The organism is Rahnella sp. BCC 1045 (genome assembly GCF_019049615.1).
GTDB classification, from domain to species: domain Bacteria; phylum Pseudomonadota; class Gammaproteobacteria; order Enterobacterales; family Enterobacteriaceae; genus Rahnella; species Rahnella contaminans.
The window spans coordinates 1-22,041 of sequence record NZ_JAFMOZ010000122.1 but is presented as its reverse complement, the minus strand read 5'-3'; the positions used below and the strand labels follow the sequence as shown (position 1 = coordinate 22,041).

General features: G+C 56.8%; 17 protein-coding genes. 6 read left to right on the top strand and 11 right to left on the bottom strand.

Annotated features, from left to right (window positions below):
* Window positions 1-2: 2 nt before the first annotated feature.
* Window positions 3-929, bottom strand: coding sequence for a LysR family transcriptional regulator (locus J1782_RS10460; RefSeq protein ID WP_152327157.1), 927 nt, complete (start codon window positions 927-929; stop codon window positions 3-5).
* Window positions 930-1,111: 182 nt separating this feature from the next.
* On the opposite strand from J1782_RS10460, the gene J1782_RS10455 reads away from it, so the two are divergent.
* Together J1782_RS10455 and J1782_RS10450 are read left to right on the top strand one after the other, a co-directional pair.
* Window positions 1,112-1,861, top strand: a complete 750-nt coding sequence (locus J1782_RS10455; RefSeq protein ID WP_152327158.1) for a glucose 1-dehydrogenase — start codon at window positions 1,112-1,114, stop codon at window positions 1,859-1,861.
* Between the two features lie 171 nt (window positions 1,862-2,032).
* A complete protein-coding gene (locus J1782_RS10450) occupies window positions 2,033-3,661 on the top strand; it encodes an ABC transporter ATP-binding protein (protein WP_217153109.1) in 1,629 nt (542 codons plus the stop codon).
* Here J1782_RS10450 and J1782_RS10445 read toward each other — a convergent pair.
* From J1782_RS10445 to J1782_RS10415, 7 genes are all read right to left on the bottom strand, one after another.
* On the bottom strand, window positions 3,658-4,524 hold the full coding sequence (locus J1782_RS10445; RefSeq protein ID WP_254303041.1) for a sulfurtransferase: 867 nt from the start codon (window positions 4,522-4,524) through the stop codon (window positions 3,658-3,660). The two genes, J1782_RS10450 and J1782_RS10445, sit on opposite strands and share 4 nt — an antisense overlap.
* A 4-nt stretch (window positions 4,525-4,528) precedes the next feature.
* Window positions 4,529-5,512: an ornithine cyclodeaminase gene (locus tag J1782_RS10440; protein WP_217153108.1), complete on the bottom strand. Its 984-nt coding sequence runs from the start codon at window positions 5,510-5,512 to the stop codon at window positions 4,529-4,531.
* A 2-nt stretch (window positions 5,513-5,514) separates the two neighbouring features.
* On the bottom strand, window positions 5,515-6,513 hold the full coding sequence (locus tag J1782_RS10435; protein WP_217153107.1) for a 1-aminocyclopropane-1-carboxylate deaminase/D-cysteine desulfhydrase: 999 nt from the start codon (window positions 6,511-6,513) through the stop codon (window positions 5,515-5,517).
* A 62-nt stretch (window positions 6,514-6,575) separates the two neighbouring features.
* Window positions 6,576-7,958: a M20/M25/M40 family metallo-hydrolase gene (locus J1782_RS10430; protein WP_217153106.1), complete on the bottom strand. Its 1,383-nt coding sequence runs from the start codon at window positions 7,956-7,958 to the stop codon at window positions 6,576-6,578.
* The gene (locus J1782_RS10425; RefSeq protein WP_101076528.1) at window positions 7,955-8,869 is read right to left on the bottom strand and encodes an ABC transporter permease; all 915 of its coding nucleotides are present in this window, start codon (window positions 8,867-8,869) and stop codon (window positions 7,955-7,957) included. The genes J1782_RS10430 and J1782_RS10425 overlap by 4 nt, the downstream gene beginning before the upstream one ends.
* Window position 8,870: 1 nt before the next feature.
* The gene (locus J1782_RS10420) at window positions 8,871-9,716 is read right to left on the bottom strand and encodes an ABC transporter permease (protein ID WP_152327164.1); all 846 of its coding nucleotides are present in this window, start codon (window positions 9,714-9,716) and stop codon (window positions 8,871-8,873) included.
* Window positions 9,713-11,206, bottom strand: a complete 1,494-nt coding sequence (locus J1782_RS10415; RefSeq protein ID WP_217153105.1) for an ABC transporter substrate-binding protein — start codon at window positions 11,204-11,206, stop codon at window positions 9,713-9,715. Before J1782_RS10415 ends, J1782_RS10420 begins: the two co-directional genes overlap by 4 nt.
* A 184-nt stretch (window positions 11,207-11,390) precedes the next feature.
* Here J1782_RS10415 and J1782_RS10410 point away from each other — a divergent pair, with 184 nt between their 5' ends.
* The gene (locus tag J1782_RS10410) at window positions 11,391-12,089 is read left to right on the top strand and encodes a GntR family transcriptional regulator (protein WP_208952202.1); all 699 of its coding nucleotides are present in this window, start codon (window positions 11,391-11,393) and stop codon (window positions 12,087-12,089) included.
* 51 nt (window positions 12,090-12,140) lie between these two features.
* Here the strand turns inward: J1782_RS10410 and J1782_RS10405 are convergent, their stop codons facing one another.
* Complete coding sequence (locus J1782_RS10405) at window positions 12,141-13,652, bottom strand: anion permease (protein WP_217153104.1); 1,512 nt, start codon at window positions 13,650-13,652, stop codon at window positions 12,141-12,143.
* 622 nt (window positions 13,653-14,274) lie between these two features.
* Between J1782_RS10405 and J1782_RS10400 the strand changes: the two genes are divergently transcribed.
* Together J1782_RS10400 and J1782_RS10395 are read left to right on the top strand one after the other, a co-directional pair.
* Window positions 14,275-17,052 carry a flavocytochrome c gene (locus J1782_RS10400; RefSeq protein WP_152327168.1) on the top strand — a complete coding sequence of 926 codons (2,778 nt, stop codon included), beginning with the start codon at window positions 14,275-14,277 and terminating at the stop codon, window positions 17,050-17,052.
* A 370-nt stretch (window positions 17,053-17,422) separates the two neighbouring features.
* A complete protein-coding gene (locus tag J1782_RS10395) occupies window positions 17,423-19,738 on the top strand; it encodes a molybdopterin-dependent oxidoreductase (RefSeq protein ID WP_217153103.1) in 2,316 nt (771 codons plus the stop codon).
* Between the two features lie 17 nt (window positions 19,739-19,755).
* Here the strand turns inward: J1782_RS10395 and J1782_RS10390 are convergent, their stop codons facing one another.
* Entirely contained in the window at window positions 19,756-20,643 is an 888-nt protein-coding gene (locus J1782_RS10390; RefSeq protein ID WP_217153102.1) for a LysR family transcriptional regulator, read from the bottom strand.
* 104 nt (window positions 20,644-20,747) lie between these two features.
* Here J1782_RS10390 and J1782_RS10385 point away from each other — a divergent pair, with 104 nt between their 5' ends.
* Window positions 20,748-21,383 carry an NADPH-dependent F420 reductase gene (locus tag J1782_RS10385; protein WP_217153101.1) on the top strand — a complete coding sequence of 212 codons (636 nt, stop codon included), beginning with the start codon at window positions 20,748-20,750 and terminating at the stop codon, window positions 21,381-21,383.
* Between the two features lie 88 nt (window positions 21,384-21,471).
* On the opposite strand, the gene J1782_RS10380 is transcribed toward J1782_RS10385, so the two are convergent.
* Entirely contained in the window at window positions 21,472-21,963 is a 492-nt protein-coding gene (locus J1782_RS10380; protein ID WP_217153100.1) for a type VI secretion system tube protein TssD, read from the bottom strand.
* Window positions 21,964-22,041 lie beyond the last annotated feature (78 nt).

The window sequence follows — 22,041 nt, the reverse complement described above, 5'->3', positions numbered from 1 at the left end:
TTTCAGCTCTGTATTGCTGGCAGCTGACCGCTGACTTTGGGCGGAAAGGTTTCCACCAGCCAGTCGATAAACACGCGCAGGCGATGCGGAACGTGGCGGTTTTGCGGATAGACCACATGGAACGGATAGGGTGCAGGCCGCCACTCTGTCAGGATTTCCACCAGCGTTCCGCGGTGCAGCGCCTCGCAAATGGAATAGCTGAACGTCTGGATAATCCCCAGACCGGCAAGTCCGGCCGCCAGATGGGCGTTGCTTTCATTCACGCCGATACGGTGATCGACCTTAATTTCCGTTTTCCCGCCATCGCGTTCAAAACGAAACGGAAAAGCCCGGCCATTCTGCGGTGAAAGATAACTCACCAGCCGGTGGCCGTTTTTCAATTCATCGGGATAAGCCGGTGTGCCGAAGGCTTTCAGATAAGCCGGTGTCGCACAGGTGATAAGCGTCGCATGGCCGATATTGCGGGCAATCAGCGAAGAGTTGTCCAGCGGCCCGCCGCGTATCACGCAGTCCACATTATCACTGATGAGATCAACCGGACGGTCAGAAACGCCCAGATCCAGACGGATTTCGGGATAACGCGTCATAAAATCAGCCAGTCCCGGGATCAGCACATCGCGTGCCGTTGAACCGCCGACGTCAATGCGCAACAGCCCGCGTGGCTTGCTGCGCACGGCGTTAAAGGCCGTATCGACATCGTCGAGATCGCGCAGAATGCGCGCCGTTTTCTCATAATATTCACTGCCTTCCGGCGTCACCGTCACGCGCCGTGTGGTGCGCTGTAACAACCGCACGCCAAGATGTGCCTCCAGTTCCTGCACCATTTTGCTCAGCGTCGCATTGGGCATATCCAGAGAATCCGCCGCGCGGGTGAAATTGCCCGCCTCAACCACCCGGGCAAACGCCCGTATTGCCGTTAACTGATCCACACGCTTTTCCCGCCGGTTATCCGATGTTTTGATTATACACGCACAGAAATAGTCATTTTCATTTTTCGCTATTTTTCAATAAACCGTCGGGCGCTAAATTACCGCCATGCCTGAGGCGGCCGACAATGGTCACCTACCTCAGGCCACTTTACTTAACCTGATCTGACTTTGAGGAATGAAAAATGACAACTCCACTGAACGGTAAAATTGCACTGGTCACCGGCGGGACAAGCGGCATTGGTTTGGGTACAGCGAAAGAGCTGGCAGAACAGGGCGCGCAGGTCTTTATCACCGGCCGCCGTCAGGCAGAACTGGACGCCGCCGTCGCTGAAATCGGCGCTGCGGCAACGGGTATCCGCGCCGACGCTTCCGTTCTGGCCGACCTTGATGCGGTTTATGCACAAATCGCCAAAACCGCAGGACGTCTGGACATTCTGTTCGCCAACGCCGGTGGCGGCGATATGCAACCGCTGGGCGGCATCACCGAAGAACACTTCGACCGGATTTTCGGCACCAACGTTCGCGGCGTATTATTCACGGTTCAGAAAGCTCTACCGCTGCTGACCGATGGCGCATCGGTCATCCTGACCGGCTCCACTACGTCGGTGCTGGGCACGGCGAGTTTCAGTGTGTACAGCGCCAGTAAGGCCGCCGTGCGTAACTTTGCCCGCTCATGGGCACTGGATCTGAAAGACCGCGGCATCCGCGTCAACGTCGTCAGCCCGGGGCCGGTCCGCACACCGGGCTTAGGCGACCTGGTTCCTGAAGAACACCGTCAGGGCCTGTTCGATGCGCTGGCCGCACAAGTCCCGTTAGGCCGTCTGGGTGAACCGAAAGAAATCGGCAAAACCGTTGCATTCCTGGCCTCTGATGCCGCCAGCTTTATCAACGGCGTCGAACTCTTCGTCGACGGCGGGATGGCGCAGGTCTGAGCATTAAAACGGGAGCGAAATGAACCGGCGGAATAGGGCCGGTCTTTTTGTGTCCACCAACCAAACGGGCATAACCCCGTACAAATCTGTCTAACCCAGGCCCTGCATTCGGGTTGTTACCTTAAGATATACGATATATTCTCTAAGTTCATTTCTTCGCCGGATTTGCACATGACAACTGCCAGACCGCTTCTTGATGTCCGCTCTCTTGCCCTTCATACCGCCGCCGGTTTACCGCTGGTAAAGCAGGTTTCATTGCAGGTAAACCGCCGTGAAATTGTGGCGCTGGTCGGTGAGTCCGGTTCGGGGAAAACCCTGAGTTCGCTGGCACTGATGGGGCTGTTGCCGCCCGGCGTGAGTATGAACGGCGGTGAAATCTGGCTCGATGATCAGAAGATTGCCAGCCCGAACACCCCCTTTGACGCGCCGGTGCGCGGGAAACGGCTGGCGATGATTTTTCAGGAACCGATGACCAGCATGAATCCGGTGCTGAAAGTCGGGGAGCAGATTGCCGAGGTTCTGGTTCGCCATCAGCAGCTGAGCTGGAAACAGGCACATCGCGAAGCGGTAGCATTGCTCGATCGCGTCGGGATTGTGAACCCGGCACAACGGGCAAAGCAGTATATTCACCAGCTTTCCGGTGGGATGCGCCAGCGGGTGATGATCGCCAGCGCCATCAGCTGTAAACCGGCGTTGCTGATTGCGGATGAGCCGACGACGGCGCTGGACGTCACCATTCAGGCACAAATTTTGACGCTGTTGCAGGAACTGCAACAGGAAATGGACATGGGCATTTTGCTGATTACGCATGACCTGAGCGTGGTGGCGCGTTACGCCGACCGCGCTTACGTAATGCATCAGGGATATCTGGTCGAGCAGGGGCCGGTGGCGCAGTTGCTGACGGATCCGCAGGAGCCGTATACCCGCAAACTGATTGGCGCGTCGCAGCCGGAGCCGCGTGAAAAGACCGGTGAAATCAGCGCGGATTCGCCGCTGGTGCGGTTGCGCGGGCTGACCAAAAGTTATCCGCAGGCGCAGCGTTTGCCCTTTGTTCCGGCTAAGCGTCAGACGGTGCTTTTCCCGACCACGCTGGATATCCGCCGGGGTGAAATTCTCGGGCTGATCGGTGAATCCGGTTCCGGCAAAACCACACTCGGGCGCGCCATCATTGGCCTGACGGACACCGACAGCGGCGATATCGAATTTGACGGCGTATCGCTGACACTGGCCAGCCACGGGACGCGGCAAAAAATGCGCCGCCGTGCGCAGATTATCTTTCAGGACCCCTACGCCAGCCTGAATCCAAAAATTACTATCGGCGAGCAGATTGCCGAACCGCTGCGCGTGTATAAACTGCGGCCTGCGGCACTGATACAGGCGCGGGTAGAAGAATTACTGAAACTCGTCGGGCTGGAAGCGCATCACGCCAGCCGCCTGCCCGGCGCATTTTCAGGCGGTCAGCGCCAGCGTGTGGCAATCGCCCGTGCGCTGGCGCTGGAGCCTGAATTACTGGTGGCGGATGAAGCGGTTTCGGCGCTGGATCTTTCGGTACGCGGGCAGATTCTGGCGCTGCTGGATCGCTTACGCCAGCAGCTCGGGCTGACTGTGCTGTTTATCAGTCACGATCTGGCGGCGGTGAAACAGGTGTGCGATCGCGTGGTAGTGCTGTATCACGGGAAAATCGTGGAAAGCGGCGATACGGCGCGGGTTCTGCGTGCGCCGCAACATCGTTATACGCAAACCTTACTGGCCGCCGCGCCCGATATCACGCGGGCGCTGCAACTGCGTCGGGCGGGTTAACAGCCCGTCAGCATCGGCAGTTCCTGGTGTTCCGCCCATTCATGCCATGACCCCACGTACACCGCCAGCTGGCGATAACCGGCCAGCTGAAGCGCGGTGTACACCGTAGCCGCCCGCGCGCCGCGATGACAATAAATGATCACCCGCCGGTCAGGCGATAAGCCCGCGGCTTCTGCCCGCTGACGGATTTCCTCTGCGCTGAGAAATGCGCCGTTTTGCACCACATCTTCCCAGAAAAGCAGTTTCGCGCCGGGGATCCGGCCTGCGCGATGGCAGCATTCATGCGCAAATTCACCGCTGAATTCCGTCGGGCGACGCGCATCCAGAATTTGTGCGCCACTGGCCTGCGCGTTCAGCACTTCATCGCGCGTGGCAGTCAGGTCCTTATGATAAACCGGGGAGTTTAAAGCGTCCGGGCTGTCCGGGCTGACCACCGCGCTGCGTCCGGTGCCGGGCTGTAATTTGCCGCCTGCCTGTACCCAGGCGTCCAGTCCGCCGTCCAGTATCAGCGCATTGTCGATGCCGCCGAACTGCGCAAACCATGCGCCGCGCGGGGAACGCATACCCACCTGTTGTTCGAAGAATACTGGCGTGACGTTGTCACTGATCGTCAGTTGTTGCCATGCCCGGTGGAAGGCATCCGCCATGCCCCGGATGCCTGCAACGGTGCTGTCGGGAATAAAATAATCGTACACGTTGAGATGAAGTGCGCCGGGCAACGTTTCGGCCTGCCACTGTGAGAATTCACGGACGTCAATCAGGGCAAATTCCTGCCCAAGCTGGCGGCGCGACAACAGCTCTGCGGCACCGATCAGCCGCCGGTGATTGAGAACATTTTGTGCGGGTAAAGGATAAACAGCCAAAGTCTTACTCCGGGAAAAGCGATAAAAGCGTGCCCGTTCCGCGTTCGGCGGCGAGTTTTAGTACGCGCGATGCGAGGGCGATGTCAAAAACGTTGAGGCCGAACGGGGAGAAATACACGCTGTCATCAGCCGCCGGTCGCCAGCCGTCGAGCAGCAGATTGCCTAAATCGGCGTCCACGTGTTCGGGCAGGAATTTTCCGGCGCGGTACATCTGAAACAGACTTTTGGCGCTGGTTTCACAGAAATCTCCCCATAAATCAACCAGCACGCGCGTCGAGCGGTTAATCGCTGCGAAAGACACTTCGTGATAGCCAACCTGAATCACCAGACGACCGGCGCGGATCGCTTCCGGCCCGAGCAGCGGTTCGGCGGCGCTGGTGCAGGTGATCACGGCGTCAGCGTCCTGCGCCAGCGCATTGTGAAGATCGGGAACCCGAATCAGCGGCCAGGGGAATTGCGTGGTATCCACCGGCAACGCAGACGCACTGCGATCCCACCAGCTGACCTGGTGCAGATGGGGGAAAAGCTGGCGAAGCATGTCGAGATGCGCCATCGCCTGAACGCCTGCACCGAGCAGTAACACGCGCTGAACCGGACGCGGCGCGGCATGGCGCAGCGCAAGGGCCGACACCGCTGCGGTGCGCGTGGCGGTCAGCGCGCCGCTCTCCACCAGCCCGAGCGGCTGGCCGTTATCGGCGCGGTTAATCAGCGTCAGCGCCATCGCCTGCGGGAACGGGTCCTGAGCATCCGGGCGATGTGCGGTCCATTTTACCCCGGCGGCGTTAAACCGCCCGCCAACTCTGGCGGGCAAGGCATAGGCTTTGCCGCGCGGCGTGCCTAAACTGACGTGGGTTTCCGCAGGCATCTGCGCCGTATTCTGGCGCATCAGCGTGACAACGTCACAGATATCTTCCAGCGCAGCCTGCGGATCGGTGCCGCCCAGCGCCACCACGTCCGCGCGGTTCAGTGTGCGAAAACCGGATGTCATATTCAGTGCTCCAGCAACGTTTGTGCAAACGGATAAAGCGCCGGTGAGCCGCCGCAGTGCACGAAAATCACCCGTGAACCGGCGCTGATTTTGCCTTGCTCCGTCAGGCTGATTAAGCCGTGCATCGCTTTGCCGGTGTAAACCGGATCCAGCAACACACCTTCGGCCTGTGCAACACGGTAAATGGCATCGATACCGCCGTCAGAAGGCACACCGTAGGCGGTGCCGACAAAACCGTCTTCAATCCAGATATCTTCCGGCGTCCAGCTTTGCGGCCACTCGAGCAGGTCAGCGCAATCCTGCGCCATGGCTGAAATGCGGGTCTGAAACCAGTCGGCTTTGGCGCTGACGCTGATACCGACAATTTTGGTGTGCGGCCAGTAACGGCGCGCACCGACGTACAATCCGGCCAGCGTCCCGCCGGAGCCGGTTGGGGCGACGATGACGTCCGACGCAGGTTCGCCGCGCTCTTTCAGCTGAGCGTCCATTTCTTCGATGGCGCGGACATAACCCAGTGCGCCAAGTGGTGTGGCACCGCCCAGCGGGATAATCAGAGCTTTTTCACCCCGCGCCTGTGCGGCGTCAGCATGGGCGTTCATCGCCCCTTCAATCTGAGTGAAATAGCCGTCCGGATCGAGAAACTCCAGCTCTGCGCCAAAGAGTTTGTCGAGCAGCAGGTTGCCCTGATACGTCCCGGGCTGATTGCCACGCAGCACCAGCACCGGTTTCATGCCGAACTTACGCGCGGCGGCGGCGACCATACGCGCGTGATTTGACTGATGTCCGCCGGTGGTGATCACCACATCCACGTTCTTGCGGCAGGCATCGGCCATCAGATATTCCAGCTTACGGACCTTATTGCCACCGCCGCCGAAACCGGTGTAATCATCGCGTTTGATGTCCAGCGTGACGCCAAGTGAGTCACCTAATGTGGTCAGGCGTTCAAGTGGCGTGGGGAAGAACCCCAGTGAAACTCTTTCAAAATCATCGGACTGTTTCATGGTAAATATCCTGCTGGTTTATTTTTAAAACTTTCCCGGGAGTTGACGCAAAACACCGGCGGCTAAACCGCCGGTGTAGAAAAAGGGGGTTCCACGCTGAACAGAGTGATCCATTCAGTGACCGACTGCTGAAAACGTTCCAGCCCGTGCAGGGTGACGAACTCGTTCACGCCGTGCGCGTTGCCGCCGTGGCCAAGCCCCCCAATCAGAAAGGCCGGTGCCACGCGCGCGAAGGTGTAAGCCGGTGCGCAGCCGGGTGCCCATGGCCAGATCTGCGGCTTCGCGCCCTGTAATTCGTAGCTGGTGAGCAGGGCATCCACGCCGGGGCTGTTATGAGCAAAACGGTGGCCGGGATAACTGTCGTCGAGTTCCAGTTCCACACCGTCGAATTCCGGGCGGGCGAGCGTCTGGCGGATCACGGCCAGCAGGTTCTCACCGTCAATGCCCGGCGGAACGCGCAACGCAATTTCGGCGCTGGCGCTGCGGGGAATGACACCGCGTGACTCCAGCGGATCGCTGCGGATTTCCGAAATATTCAGCACCGCGCCGTTGATCAGCTGTTGCAGGCAGGCCAGCGTATCGCCGCTGACGGATAAGGTTTCACTGCGGCGGAACCGTAATTCATCGGTGATGCTGAACTGCGCGGCAAGTGCGCAAAGCAGCCGGTTGGCTTCTTCATCAATCACCTGCCGGGCAATCACGCCGCTGTTATGCGCGGGCGCGATGGCGTTCAGCGCGGCAACCAGCCGCCAGACGGGGTTGGCGATCCAGTTAGCGTTACTGGCGTGAATCGCCGCGGAGGGGCCGCCCCATTTGCCGCCGCTGACTTTTAACCGTCCGCCGCTCAGCCCGCTGAATCCGAGATAAACGCGCGGCTCGCCGCCACCGTATTCGCACAGCGACGGGAAAAAGACCGCGCTGGCGGTTGAAACCGGGCAAGGATCCTGCGCCAGATAGCGGCGCAGCTGGCCGCTGCCCGTTTCTTCTTCGCCTTCCAGAATAATTTCAATATTGGCGCTGAGTTTTCCGCTGTCGCACAGTGATTTCAGTGCCATCAGCATGCCCGCCAGCGGGCCTTTATTGTTCTCGGCACCGCGCGCAATAAACACTTCGCCGACGCCCGGCCATTCAGATACGCCGCCGCTGAACGGCGGAAATTCCCAGCCCGCGTCATCTGCGGGCATCACGTCATACATGTTGTAAAGCACCAGCGTTTTTTCCGCCTGCCGGTCAATGCGCATATGCACCAGCGGCGGGGCGTTTTGCACGGTTTGTTCACTTACCGCCAGCACCGGCACGCCGCCCAGTTCAGTACGGATCCAGTCTTCCAGCCACTGCGCCAGCGCGCGTTGCTGATCAATCTGGCCTGCAACGCTGGCAAACGGCGTGATGGCAGACAGCAAATCCAGCGTCGGGTAAATCGCGGGCGTAATGGAAATACTCACAGGCGGATCCTCGGGTTCAGTACCACATAGAGCAGGTCGATAATCAGGTTGATGCCGACGAACACCAGCGCGGCCAGCAGCACAATGGCCTGTACCAGCGGGAAATCACGGTTCTGAATGGCCTGTACGGCGAGGCGGCCAATGCCCGGCCAGGCAAAAATGATTTCCGTCACCAGCGCGCCGCCGAGCAGCGAGGCGAAATACATGCCCTGAACGGTAATGACCGGGATCAGCGCATTGCGCAATCCGTGGCGCACTACAATTCGCCAGGCACTCAGCCCTTTGGCGCGCGCGGTACGGATATAATCCTGCTGCATCACGTCAATCAGGCTGGCGCGGATCAGGCGGGCAATTGCGCTCATGTAATACGCGCCGAGGCTCAGCGCGGGCATGATGAGCTGACTGGCACTGCCATAGCCGCCGGACGGCAGCCAGCGCAGGTTCAGGCTGAATACGATAATCAGCAGCAGGCCCAGCCAGAAAACCGGAATTGCCTGACCGCTGAACGCCAGCAGGCGCGACAGCAAATCCCACGCAGTGTTCTGATACAGCGCGCTGACGATACCGAGCAGCAAACCGGCAACCGTGCTCCAGAGCAAAGCGCTGACGGCGAGCAGCAGCGTGGCGGGAACGCGCTGACCAATTAACTCCGTGACCGGCTGGCTGTAGCGCAGGGATTCGCCAAGGTCGCCGTGTAAAACGCCGGTCAGGTAATGCCAGTATTGCCAGATCAGCGAGCGGTCAAAGCCCATACTATGGCGGAAATTTTCGATTTCCTGCTGGCTCGAGCCGGGCGGCATCATGACCGCCGCCGGATCGCCGGTGAGATGCAGGCTGTAGAAAATCAGCAGGGAAACGCCGAACATCACCAGCACGGATTGCCCGAGGCGTTGCAGGATATAACGCAGCATTTCAGTCGAGCCTCGTGTGGGTTTTGCGCAGCAGGCTGTCGCCGAGCAGGTTGCAGCCGATCACCAGCGCGGCAATCACCAGCCCCGGATACAGCACCAGCCACTGTGCGAGCAGCATGTAAGAACGGCCTTCGCCGATCAGATTTCCCAGCGTCGGCGTTGGTGGCTGAATGCCCATGCCGAGAAAACCAATCGAGGCTTCAAGCACGATGAGCCGCGGGATATCCAGCGTCAGCAGCACAATCAGCGGCGTCATGAGATTGGGTAAAACGTGGCGCAGCAAAATGCGCGGCGTCGAAAAACCCATGGCTTTGACGGATTCGATATATTCCAGCTCGCGAATTTCCAGCGTTTTGGCGCGCGCCACGCGGGCGTAAATCGCCCAGCTGGTGACACCCATGATCAGGATGATGTTGGTGAGCGACGCGCCGAACAGTGCCATCACCAGTAAGATCAGCAGGATAAACGGCACCGCCAGCTGAATGTCCATCAGGCGCATGATCAGCGCGTCCAGCCAGCCGCCCACGTATCCGGCAATCATGCCAAGCACCGAACCGATCACCGCCGCAATCACCGCCGCAAGCAATACCACCATCAGCGAAAGGCGGGTACCCGCCAGAATACGTGACAATAAATCGCGCCCCAGCTGATCGGTGCCGAGCAAATGCTGGCTGCCGGGCGCAGAAAATGCCGCGGCCAGATCGTTCTTCAACGGATCCGGCAAGGGTAACCACGGCGCAAGAAGCGCCGGGATGATGACCAGCAACAGCAAAAGGCCGCCGAGAATACCGTCGCCATAAAAGCGACGACGGGGTTTTCTCTGCAAAACCGAACGCAGTGAAATCATTTAAGCCTCAGGTCGAACAGCGGAATGCGGGAATCGGCGCGGCCTTTGAAGGTCACGTTATCCGCACTGGCGTACAGAGAATCTTCCTTGTAAAGCGGGATCAGCGGTTGCTGCACGGCTACAACCTGCTGGATTTGCTGCAAAATCTTCTCGCGTTTTGCCGGATCAACCGTGGTGCGGCTGCTGTTAAGCAGGGCATCCAGTTCCGGAGAATTCACTGTCGAATAGGGTTCGCCGGAATGCAGAATCGGATACAGCGCGGCATCGGCGTCCAGCGTCTGTGTGGAACCCCACGCCAGCATGTACAGCGGAGCCTGTTTCTGTGCCGCCACCTGCTGGGTATAAACCGACCATTCAGGGACTTCCAGTTCGGCTTTCACGCCGATCGCCGCCAGATCTTGCACGACTGCCTGTGCCACATCGGCGCTGGCGATATAACGGCGCGGTGCCTGGAACTTCAGGGTAAAGCCCTGCGGATAACCGGCTTCGGCCAGCAGGGATTTCGCCTTCGCCACGTCCTGTGCCGGTGCCGGGATCGCGTCATAGCCAAAATCTTTCGGCCCGGCCATCGTGCCGGTTGGCGTCCCGAAACCGTGCAGTAAATCGCGGGTATACGCCGTGCGGTTCAGCGCCAGAGAAAGCGCCTGACGTACGCGCACGTCGTTCAGCGGTTTCTGGTCGTTCTTCAGCCCGAGGTAAATCGTCAGGCCGCCGTTTTTGACCTGCTCAAGATGCACGCCCGGTTTGTTTTTCAGCGCCGGAACCAGATCGGCCGGAACGCCATCTACCAGCTGAACTTCACCGGTCAGCAGGGCGGTGATACGTGCGGTAGCTTCAGGAATGGGCCGCCAGGTGACGGTATCGATTGCGGGCTTACCACGCCAGTAATCAGGATTGGCCTGCATCACGACTTTTTCGTCGGGGATAAACGTCTGCAAGATATACGCACCGGACCCGACCGGTTTACGCGCAAATTCAGCCGCGCCCACTTTGGTGACATACGCCGGTGGCACAATGTATGTCGGGTAGCGACTCATACGCGTGGGCAACAGCGGATCCGGGCCGCTGGTGTGAATTTTCACCTGATAATCACCGGTGACTTCCACTGACCTGATTGTGCGGATATAAGAGATGGTCGGCGCATGGTTCGCGGGATCAAGGATACGGTCGATAGAGAATTTGACGGCCTGCGCATTGACCGGCTCGCCGTCGCTGAATTTCACGCCCTGACGCAACGTGAATTCCCAGGTGGTGTCGTCGAGTGATTTCCAGCGGGTTGCCAGCCCCGGCTGCAACTGCATATTGGCATCGCGCAGCACCAGCGTATCAAAGAGGTTGTCCACCAGCGTGGCGGATTCTTTCAGGAAACCCGGATCCATTGCCGTGGCAGAGGTCGTTTGCGCGATCACCAGTTCAGAAGCGAACGCGGCGGGTGTAGCGAGGCCAACGAGCAAAGCCAGTGACGCCAGTTTGAAGGCAGGTATTCTCATTACGGTCATTCCCAAAGTGAAGCCGCCAGAAAGGTTGACGGAATTAAATGAAGTCGGTGCGTTAGAAAAACGTTCAATCAATGTTCAATTCCTTAATGTATGATATATCCTATATAATGTATTTTTGGCAAGCCAGAGTTTAAACTGAAAAAGTAAATCGATAATTTTGCTAAAGGAAAGTCACATGTTTGAGATGGAAAAAGCGCAGCGTGTCAGCCTGACGATGCAGGTTGAAGCGAAGCTGAAAGGAGCGCTGATTGTCGGTGTACTCAAGCCGGGCGCGCGACTGGTCACGAAAGAGATTGCAGAAAAACTGGGGACCAGCGTCACGCCGGTACGCGAAGCATTATTGCGCCTGGTCTCCGCCGGTGCGCTGGATGCCACGCCCGCGCAGGCGTTTCTGGTGCCCAAAATTCCCCAGTTGCGCTATCAGGAAATCACGCTGATCCGCAAAAATCTGGAAGGGCTTGCGGTGTCGCAGGCCTGTGAGCGGGTCACCGCAGATCACATCGCGCTGCTGAAAAACCTGAACGCAAAATTCCTGGCCGCCAAAAGAGAAAACAAGGTGGAAGAGGCGCTCGAGGCTAACCGCGAGTTCCGCTTTACGCTTTATGAGATGGCCGGAATGCCGACGCTGATGGCGCTGATCGAGCAACTCTGGGTGCAGATCGGCCCGTGCTTTAATTACCTCTATCCGCAGTCTTCGCCGGTGACGCAGGGCAAGCACAATTATGAGCAACTGCTGCTGGCGCTGGAAACCGGCGACAGCAAACGCTGCGTGAAGCTGATCCACAAGGCGATAGATGACGGTGCGGCTATTCTGGTGGAACACTATTTTTCACAGGAAAACCCCAACGCTATTCAGGACTCATCCCGCCCATAAAAAAAGGTGCACAAAAGTGCACCTTTTTTGCTTATAACGCCGTGGCGTTGATCAGAACATCAGAACCATCCACGGATAGGCAATCAGCATCATGCCGCCGAGGAAGATGGCGCCGAAAATAGTCCCCAGACGCCAGTAATCTTTGGTCGGCAGATAACCGCTGCCGTAGTAAATCGGGCTCGGGCCGGTGCCGTACGGCGTGATAATCCCCATCACACCCAGCGACGTCACCATCATCAGGCAGTAAACCGGCATGTTGATGCCCGGAATGGCAGCGGCGATAGTCAGCATCGCCGGTAACAGCGCGGTGGTGTGCGCCGTGGTACTGGCGAACAGGTAGTGCAGCAGGAAGAACGCAATCAGCAGCATCACAGCGGCGACCTGCGGGTCGAAACCGTTGAGCAACTGACCGCCTTCTTTACCCAGCCAGGCGATGAAACCGACGCGCGCAAGCCCATCGGCCAGCGCCACCAGCGTGGCAAACCAGGCAAAAGTATTCCAGGCCGGTTTGTTGCTGGTAATGTCGTTCCAGTTCAGTACGCCGGTCCACAGCATCAGAACCACCACCAGTAACGCGGCCAGCGCCGGTTCAATCCAGGCGGCGGCAAAAATCCACATCAGCAGGGCGGAACACACGAAGATCAGCAGCAGGATTTCGTTACGCGACAGCTTGCCCAGTTTCTCCAGCTCAGCCTTCGCCCATTTCGGGACTTCATCGTTAATTTTGACTTCCGGCGGATAGAACCAGTACGCCAGCAGCGGCATGGTGAGGATCAGAATCACGCCCAGCGGCAGGAAGGCGAGGAACCACATCCCCCACGAAATGTTGAAACCGATGATACTTTTTACCAGCGCCAGCGCCAGCAGGTTCGGGGCCAGTGCGGAGAGGAACATCGAACTGGTAATACAGGCCGCAGTAATCGCAACCCACATCAGATAGGAACCGATTTTACGTGCGCTCGGATCGTTCGGTTTGGAACCATACAGCGGCGGCAGGTTGGCGATGATCGGGTAAATGGTCCCGCCGCTGCGCGCGGTGTTAGAAGGCGTGAAGGGCGCGAGCAGCAGGTCGGCGAAGGTGATGGCGTAACCGAGCGTCAGGCTGCGACGACCCAGATATTTCACCAGAATCAGTGCCAGACGGCGGCCAAACTGCGTTTTGTCATAACCGGCGGCAAACATGAAGGCACCGAAAATCAGCCAGACCGTGGAGTTACCAAAGCCGCTGACCGCCCATTTAAAGGCTTCGGTCGGCATTTTAAACTTCGGATCTGCCAGTTCTGCCGGACTGAATAACAGCCACTGGCCAAACAGCGCGATGACCACCACGCCGGTCAGGCCGATCACCGCACCGGGCAAAGGCTCGAAAATCAGCCCGACAATCACCCCGACGAAGACGGCGAAGAAATGCCAGGAATAAGGTTGTAATCCGGCGGGAACCGGCGTCAGCAGCAACAGCACTGCCACCAGAACTGGCAGGAATAGCATGATCAGACGTTTTTTTTGCCCCGCAGAGGCCGGAGCAGCCTTGTTGGGGTCATTCAAAGTCGTTGTGGGTTTCATAGTTTGGTCTGCCCGTGATTGAAAGGAAGCGTTACGCCCTGGTTGTCCATGCGTGATTTCGTATTCGAAAAAGTCATTTTGCTATTTCACTTCGACATCTTAAATCCATGAATTTTTCTTTATCGGAAGCTTGTCACGTATTACAAAAAGATGATGTTTTGAGTAAGAGATGATTAAAAACTAAATATTATCTGTAACCTGCATGACCCCGCGAAGTCATTATTATTTAAATAAAATACCACCGTAAGTTGTGTGGTTATTTTTTGGCAAAAAGTCCTGCTAATGAGAATGTAGAGTAAAATTTCACAAACGCCAGTTTTCGGGTTCAACCTGCTGATTTATCAGGTGAGATTTTTTATGTTAATCAAAAGTTGATTTTTGTCAATCGCTCGATAACAATTGGAGATGGTATTTGATTTAATGTCGGGTAAATAAACAACTCCTGTTCCCTCGAACGTTATAACGACCCACATCGCCCTTTTCTTTATTCGCATAAACAGAAAAGTAAACAAAAAATCAGACCGATTTTTTAAATTCATCACCTGCATCGGATTGCTTAATTTAACGGTAAGTAATGCGGCCACGGAAAATTCAAGACTTTTAAATTGCGGAGTTGATCAACATGAATAAGCTCACCCCGGTCCTTAAGCCACTGACGCTGCCCAACGGCGCGGTGCTGAAAAACCGCCTGCTGATGGCGCCAATGACCACCTGTACGGGCTTTTACGACGGTACAGTCACCAGCGAACTGGTGGAGTATTACCGCGACCGCGCCGGCAGCATCGGGACCGTCATCGTTGAGTGTTGCTTCATTGATCGTTTAGGCCCGGCGTTTCCGGGCGCGATTGCCATCGACAGCGACAACAAAATTCCCGGCCTGAAAAAAATTGCGGATGCTATCAAATCCAAAGGGTCGAAAGCGATCCTTCAGATTTATCACGGCGGCCGTATGGTTGAACCTGAACTGATCGGGGGCCGTACGCCGGTTGCGCCAAGTGCTATCGCCGCGCCGCGTGAAGGTGCCACCACACCGAAAGAACTGACCGGCGAAGAAGTGGAAACCATGATCACCAAATTTGGTGATGCGGTGAACCGTGCGATTAAAGCCGGATTCGACGGCGTGGAAATCCACGGTGCGAACACGTATCTGATTCAGCAGTTCTATTCCCCGAACTCCAACCAGCGCACCGATAAGTGGGGCGGCGACCGCGACAAACGCGCGCTGTTCCCGATGGAAGTGCTGGAAATCACCCATAAAATGGCGAAACGCTTCGCCGACGCCTCCTTTATTATCGGCTACCGTTTCTCGCCGGAAGAGCTGGAAGTGCCCGGCATTCGTTTCGACGACACGATGTACTTGCTGGAAAAACTCGCCGCGCGCGGGCTGGATTACGTGCATTTCTCCGTCGGCCAGCTGCTGCGTCCTTCTATTGTCGATACCCAGGACCCGACGCCGCTTATCACTAAATTCCGCGCCATGCGTTCTGAGACGCTGGCCAAAGTGCCAGTGATTGGTGTGGGCGGTGTGGTGAATAAATCCGATGCCGAAAGCGCGCTGGAACACGGCTTTGATCTGGTGGCGGTGGGCAAAGCCTGCATCGCGTACCCGGACTGGGCTGACCGCATCATTAATAACGATCACCTCGAGCTGTATATCGACAGCCACAAACGTGAAGAGCTGAATATTCCGGAACCGCTGTGGCGCTTCTCGCTGGTCGATGCCATGATCCGCGACACCAGCGTCACCGGCCGTAAATATAAGGCCGGCGTTTATCAGGAGAAAGTAGAAGCCGAAGCGCTGAAACTGAAAATCAACGTGGTGCTCGATACTGACCGTATTACCGATATTCAGCTGGTCAAAGATGACTCGCTGGACGTTGATTTCACCACCACGTTCGAAAGCCTGCGTACGCGCATGCTGGTGGCCAACAGCCCGCACGTTGATGCGATTACCGGCGCAACCACGCAGAGTGAGGCGCTGAAAAAAGCCGTTTCACGCGCCATGACAACCTCGAACAAAGAACACGTCATAGATGAAGGCGGTAACCCGCAGGCACCGCAAAACTTTGACGTTGTGGTCATCGGCAGCGGCGGCGCAGGGCTGGCGGCGGCGATTCAGGCGCACGACGACGGCGCACATGTGGTGATTATCGAAAAAATGCCGACCATTGGCGGCAACACCATCAAAGCCTCCGTCGGGATGAATGCGGCAGAAACACGCTTCCAGAAACTCAAAGGCATAGAAGACAGCAAAGACCTGTTCTATGACGAAACGCTGAAAGGCGGGAAGTTTAAAAACAACCCGGTACTGCTGCGTGAGTTTGTTGAACTGGCGCCGGAAGCCATCGAATGGCTGGCGGCGAAAGAGATCGAACTTAACGACATCACCATCACCGGCGGGATGAGCATCGACCGCACGCACCGTCCGGCAGACCGTTCTGCGGTGGGCGGATTCCTCATCAGCGGTCTGGTGAAAAACATCAACAAACGCGAAATCGAAGTTCTGCTGGAAACGTCTGTTTCGGAAATCCTGTTCGAAAACGGCGCAGTCTCCGGCGTGCAGGTGGTCGATGAATACAATGACACCCGTATCCTGAATGCGAAAAGCGTCATTGTTGCCACCGGCGGTTTCAGCGCCAACCGCAACATGGTGGTGAGCTACCGTCCGGATCTTGACGGTTTCGTCACGACCAACCACGCGGGCGCGACCGGCAGCGGCATCGCGATGTTGCAAAAACTGGGCGCAGATACCGTGGACATGGGCGAAATCCAGATCCACCCGACGGTCGAACAAACCACGTCTTACCTGATTTCAGAAGCCATTCGCGGCGGCGGGGCGATTCTGGTCAGTCAGGCCGGTCACCGTTTCTACAACGAAATGGAAACCCGCGACAAAGTCTCCGCCGAAATTATCGGGCTGCCGGAGAAAAGTGCGTGGATTATCTTCGATGAGCAGGTGCGGGCGAATAACAAAGCGGCGGACGAATACATCGCTAAAGGTTTTGTGCTCAGCGCACCGACTCCGCAGGAACTGGCCGTCAAACTGAACATGGATCCGCAGGTGCTGGCCGACACGCTGGAGCGCTATAACCTGTTCGTGGTCGCGAAAAAAGACGAAGACTTTGGCCGTACAACTGCGCTGCGTCACCCGCTCAATCAGGGGCCGTTCTTTGCAATCCGCATCGCACCGGGCGTTCACCACACCATGGGCGGCGTCACCATCAATCCTGACACCGCGGTTCTGGATGCCCAGAAACAAATCATCCCTGGCGCCTGGGCTGCCGGTGAAGTCGTGGGCGGTATCCACGGCGCAAACCGGATTGGCGGCAACGCCGTGGCCGACATCATCATCTTTGGGACGCTGGCGGGGAGGAAGGCGACGGCATTTTCGAAGGCATAAACACTGCGTTGTTTAACCGACAGTGGGATCGGGAAAGTTTCGGTTTTTCAATTGCAGTGATCGCTCAGCGGCTGACGCCGAAACCGACCAAAGAGGCCCGGGACGGGGCCTCTTTGGCATCTCCACGTCTTTTTCAACACGCGCTATCGCGCGCAGTGAAAGAGGCCAGGATTTTCATCGGGCGCGGCGATAGGCGCTCCTTGAAGCCAGTTTGGGTGGTAAACCCAAAATCCCACCCCAGACTTATCCAACTCCCCCATAACGTTATGATAAAAATAGCATTAACATCGATCGCGTAGCGAACACGTTACCGGCATGTTAATGTGAGTTTTGCCTGCCCATTTTTGCCAATAATAAAAGCCTGCTAATAATGAAAAACAATCACGATCTGGCCGTTATGCACTGGGGGACGTACCGCGTCACCACGGACGACGGTGTTTTGAAATCTGTTAAACCGGTGGAATGGGATCGCAACCCGTCTGAAATTGGCCAGTCACTGGTCGGTGGCGTTGACGGTGACAGCCGTATCCGACGCCCTGCGGTGCGCCTCGGCTATTTACAATCCGGCGCGGCCTCGCGTGAAGGACGCGGGAAAGAGCCGTTTGTGGAAGTCAGTTGGGAGACCGCGTTATCGCTTATCGCAGGCGAGCTTCAGCGGGTGAAAACTAAACACGGCAATTCCGCGTTTTATGCCGGTTCCTACGGCTGGTCGAGCGCCGGGCGTTTCCATCACGCACAAAGCCAGATGCACCGGTTTTTCAACCAGTTCGGCGGCTACACCGGCAGCACCAATACTTACAGCCTGGCCGCCGCCGAGCGTTTGCTACCGCACATTATCGGCGACCTGGATGTCCTGCAAAAACAACATACTCACTGGTCGGTTCTGGCCGGAAATTGTGAGCTTTTTGTCGCTTTTGGCGGCCTGCCGTGGCGCAATGCGCAGGTTAACGGCGGCGGTGCGAACGATCACTCCCTGAAATACTGGCTCCAGACCCTGGAGCAAACGGGTACGCGCTTTATCAACGTCAGCCCGGTGAAGAACGACCTGTCTTCGGTGAAATCTGCACAGTGGCTTTCCCTCAAACCAGGCAGCGATACCGCGCTGCTGCTGGCGCTAAGCTACGTTCTGATCGACGAATCCCGCTATAACGCCGGTTTTATTGCCAGCCATACGGTCGGATTTGACACCTATCGCGATTACCTGACCGGCGTGAAAGACGGCAAAGCCAAAACGCCGGAATGGGCAGAATCCCTGACCGGTATGAGCGCGGACAGCATCCGGGCGCTGGCGCGGGAGATGTCGGAAAAGCGCACGATGATCAACATCGCGTGGTCATTGCAGCGGGCAAGGCAGGGCGAACAGACCTTCTGGGCGACGGTGGCGCTGGCGTCACTGCTCGGGCAAATCGGTACGCCGGGCGGCGGGCTGGGTTTTGCCTATGCCTCGACCAATCTCGCCGGTTCTGACCGCCGCACTTTCTCCGGCCCGCGTTTGCCAATGGGCAAAAATCTGGTAAGCGAGCATATTCCGGTCGCACGGCTTTCGGACATGCTGCTCAATCCGGGGGCGGAATATCAGTTTGACGGCAAAAATTGCCGGTACCCGGATATCCGCGTGGTGTACTGGGCGGGCGGTAACGCATTTCACCATCATCAGGATATCAACCGGCTGATCAACGCCTGGCGTAAACCGGACACCGTCGTGGTTCACGAACAGTACTGGACCGCACAGGCGAAATTCGCTGATATCGTGCTGCCGGTGACGACATCGCTTGAACGTGAAGACATCGGCAGCGCCAGCAATGACGGCTTTATGATTGCCATGCGTCAGCATATTCCGCCGTTTGCAGAGGCAAAAAGTGACTACGAGATTTTCGCCGAACTGGCCGCAAAAATGGGCTTTGGCGAGGAATTCAGCGAAGGGCGCGCCCCGGCGCAATGGCTACGCCATATCTATGAAATTTCACGTCCGCGCGCCGAAGCTGACGGCATCGAACTGCCTGACTTTGAAGATTTCTGGCAGCAGGGAAAAATGGAATATGCACGGCCGGACACGCCGCAGATCTTCCTGAAAGCGTTCCGTGATGATCCGCAAGGCGCGCCACTCGCCACGCCTTCGGGCAAAATCGAACTGTTTTCGCAGACCGTCGCCGACTTTGATTACGAAGAATGTCCCGGTTTTCCATTCTGGTTTGAACAGGATGCGCAGGAACAGCAGGCATTCAGCGCCCGCTGGCCGCTGCATCTGCTTTCCAGCCAGCCACGTACGCGTCTGCACAGCCAGTACGATCACGGAGCCGTCAGCCGCGGTACCAAAGTGCAGGATCGCGAACCGTTGTGGTTACACCCGCAGGACGCCGATGCGCGCGGTATCACAGAAGGCAGCATCGTGCGCGTCTTTAACGATCGCGGGGCGATTTTAGCGGGCGTGCATATCACGGAAGATTTACGTCCCGGCGTGGTGCAGATGTCCACGGGAGCCTGGTATGACCCGCAGGATCCAACGCAGCCGGATTCCATCGATAAGCACGGCAATCCGAACGTACTGACGGAAGATCGCGGGAGTTCGCGCCTCGGTCAGGGATGTACCGCGCAAAGTTGCTGGATTGAAATTGAACGTTGGGATGCGCCACTGCCGGATGTGACGGCGTTTAAGCCTCCGGTTTTTGTCGCTGCCGACGCGTAAAATGATGACAGTGCGATTCAGCCAAACGCCTCTTTGATCGCATTAGTAAAGCAGCGAATTTTCACAGTTTGCCGCAGCCCGGCCGGTGTCAGAACATGCATCGGCCGGGAAGGGCCGGTGTAATCCGGCAAAATCTGCACCAGCCGTCCTTGCGTAATTTCCTCATTGAGCACATCTTCCGGCCCCAGCGTCACGCCGTAACCTTTCACCGCCGCATGCAGCAAGGCCCGCCAGTCATTGGCGCGTAAACGTCCGGCAGGGTGGACTTCATGTGTTTTCCCGTCCTTGCTGAATATCCAGCGACACGGATCCTGCGGCGGCCAGATCCCGTAAACCAGACACGAATGCTGCGCCAGGCTGGCAGGCGTATCCGGCACACCGTTCTGCGCCAGATAGCCCGGCGAAGCGCAGGCAATCAGCCGGTAAGGCCGCAGCGGGCTGGCAATCATCGGGCCGTCGGTGAGCTCGCCAATGCGCAAAATCACCTCATAACCGTCCTCGACCGGATCGACCATCCGGTCTGTCAGCGTCAGCTCAACCTGCGTTTCCGGGAATTTATCCAGATATTGCGTAATAAAAGGCGCGAGCGCCGAAGAGCCGAACGTAACCGGCGCATTCACGCGGATAACGCCGGAAGGCGTAGCTTTCATGTCCAGCGCAATCGCATCGGCGGCTTCCGCCTCGGCCAGCACCCGTTTGCAGCGTTCATAATAGCTTCGCCCAATATCGGTGAGATGCTGACGGCGCGTGGTCCGGTTGATCAGTACGGTGCCCAGCCGCGTTTCGAGCCGGGCAATATGTTTCGCCACCATCTGCGGAGAGATCCGCAATGCTTCGGCGGCGGCGGCAAAGGAGCCCAGTTCGGACGTCCTGACGAACACATTCATGCTGGTTAACCGGTCCATGATTCACTCCTTTTTGTTGTTTGTTTATGTCGATGATGGCGATTTATCAACGCTGAGTATCGAATTATTCTTTATCTTTCTGCAACGAAATGAAAGGTGAAATCATGAAAATAGGCATTATTGGCGCAGGATTTGTCGGCCGCGCAGTCGCCAAACTGGCACTTAAAGCGGGGCATCAGGTGATGCTGAGTAATTCACGCGGGCCGCAGACACTGTTCAGCCTGAAACCTATGATTGGTTGTGAAATCGGAACTGCTACGGAAGCCGCAATTTTCGGTGACATCGTGGTGATCGCCGTGCCGCTGACTGCCATCGGGCAATTACCGGCCTCCGGACTCACCGGGAAGCAGGTTATCGATGCCGTAAATTACTACCCGGATCGCGACGGTCAGGTGCCCGTGCTGGATAATCACACGACCACCACCAGCGAATATCTCGCCGGTTTCCTGCCGGGTGTGACCATCACCAAAGCGTTCAACTCGATTCGGATGACCGATCTTGAAAACGAAGGCTTACCGGCCAGCGACCCGCAACGTCGCGCACTCCCGCTGGCAGGTGACAACGCGGAAACGAAAAAGCTGGTGGCCGGTTTATACGATGCTTTTGGTTTCGACGCCGTCGACGCCGGTTCGCTCTCCGAAGGCTGGCGCTTCGAACGCGGCACGCCGACGTATTGTGTGCTGATGTCGAAAGAAGAACTGAAGGTTGGGCTGGAAGGGACGAGGAGGGACGTGCAGTAATACAGATATCAACGCCCGGATGGATGGCCGGGCTTTGATTATCAGCCCAACCGTGTTTAATTTAAATAGATTACTTATATTCAAGAGGTTAACCGAAATGTCCCCAGCTCCATCCATCGGTAAACTGAATGTTGCCCTCTATAAATTTCCAGGTAATTTTCTCATAAGCAATACCAAAAGTTTCACACGGGGTGAATTTGTCCGGATCTGAATGTTTCACATGTGGCAGTTTGGGGTTTATATTTGTCACTACGACATCTTCCATTGTCATATTGTAAAATTCTTGCTCTTGCCCCGCGTCATTTATTTGGTACCACTTAATGATAGCAGATTTTAGTTTTATGTTATTACAAACTGCCCGAAATAAATAAGGTGATGAGCAATCAAACTCCTTCTCCAACATCATTGCATGATGTTTACGGCCTCCCGTTAATCTGCCTCTGTTCCCGTCAAACAAAACGGATACCCCATGATTAAAACTCAGAAGTTCAATGCTTCCTTCCCGTCCTAAAACCTTAACACCACCTTTGATGGCGACGCCATTTTCATCAGTTAAAAATAAATATGCAGGAATTGGCATTCATAGCACCTTTTATTTGAGTAGTGAGGTTCCACTGAAAAAATCTCTACCATTATTGGCATGAGTTCTAATTGATGC

What these genes read in the sequence shown, in the direction of transcription:
- J1782_RS10390 (WP_217153102.1), bottom strand. Translation starts at nt 20,643, where the DNA reads ATGGACCGGTTAACCAGCATGAATGTGTTCGTCAGGACGTCCGAACTG.
- J1782_RS10450 (WP_217153109.1), top strand. Translation starts at nt 2,033, where the DNA reads ATGACAACTGCCAGACCGCTTCTTGATGTCCGCTCTCTTGCCCTTCAT.
- J1782_RS10440 (WP_217153108.1), bottom strand. Translation starts at nt 5,512, where the DNA reads ATGACATCCGGTTTTCGCACACTGAACCGCGCGGACGTGGTGGCGCTG.
- J1782_RS10435 (WP_217153107.1), bottom strand. Translation starts at nt 6,513, where the DNA reads ATGAAACAGTCCGATGATTTTGAAAGAGTTTCACTGGGGTTCTTCCCC.
- J1782_RS10385 (WP_217153101.1), top strand. Translation starts at nt 20,748, where the DNA reads ATGAAAATAGGCATTATTGGCGCAGGATTTGTCGGCCGCGCAGTCGCC.
- J1782_RS10455 (WP_152327158.1), top strand. Translation starts at nt 1,112, where the DNA reads ATGACAACTCCACTGAACGGTAAAATTGCACTGGTCACCGGCGGGACA.
- J1782_RS10400 (WP_152327168.1), top strand. Translation starts at nt 14,275, where the DNA reads ATGAATAAGCTCACCCCGGTCCTTAAGCCACTGACGCTGCCCAACGGC.
- J1782_RS10425 (WP_101076528.1), bottom strand. Translation starts at nt 8,869, where the DNA reads ATGCTGCGTTATATCCTGCAACGCCTCGGGCAATCCGTGCTGGTGATG.
- J1782_RS10415 (WP_217153105.1), bottom strand. Translation starts at nt 11,206, where the DNA reads ATGAGAATACCTGCCTTCAAACTGGCGTCACTGGCTTTGCTCGTTGGC.
- J1782_RS10410 (WP_208952202.1), top strand. Translation starts at nt 11,391, where the DNA reads ATGTTTGAGATGGAAAAAGCGCAGCGTGTCAGCCTGACGATGCAGGTT.
- J1782_RS10405 (WP_217153104.1), bottom strand. Translation starts at nt 13,652, where the DNA reads ATGAAACCCACAACGACTTTGAATGACCCCAACAAGGCTGCTCCGGCC.
- J1782_RS10420 (WP_152327164.1), bottom strand. Translation starts at nt 9,716, where the DNA reads ATGATTTCACTGCGTTCGGTTTTGCAGAGAAAACCCCGTCGTCGCTTT.
- J1782_RS10380 (WP_217153100.1), bottom strand. Translation starts at nt 21,963, where the DNA reads ATGCCAATTCCTGCATATTTATTTTTAACTGATGAAAATGGCGTCGCC.
- J1782_RS10395 (WP_217153103.1), top strand. Translation starts at nt 17,423, where the DNA reads ATGAAAAACAATCACGATCTGGCCGTTATGCACTGGGGGACGTACCGC.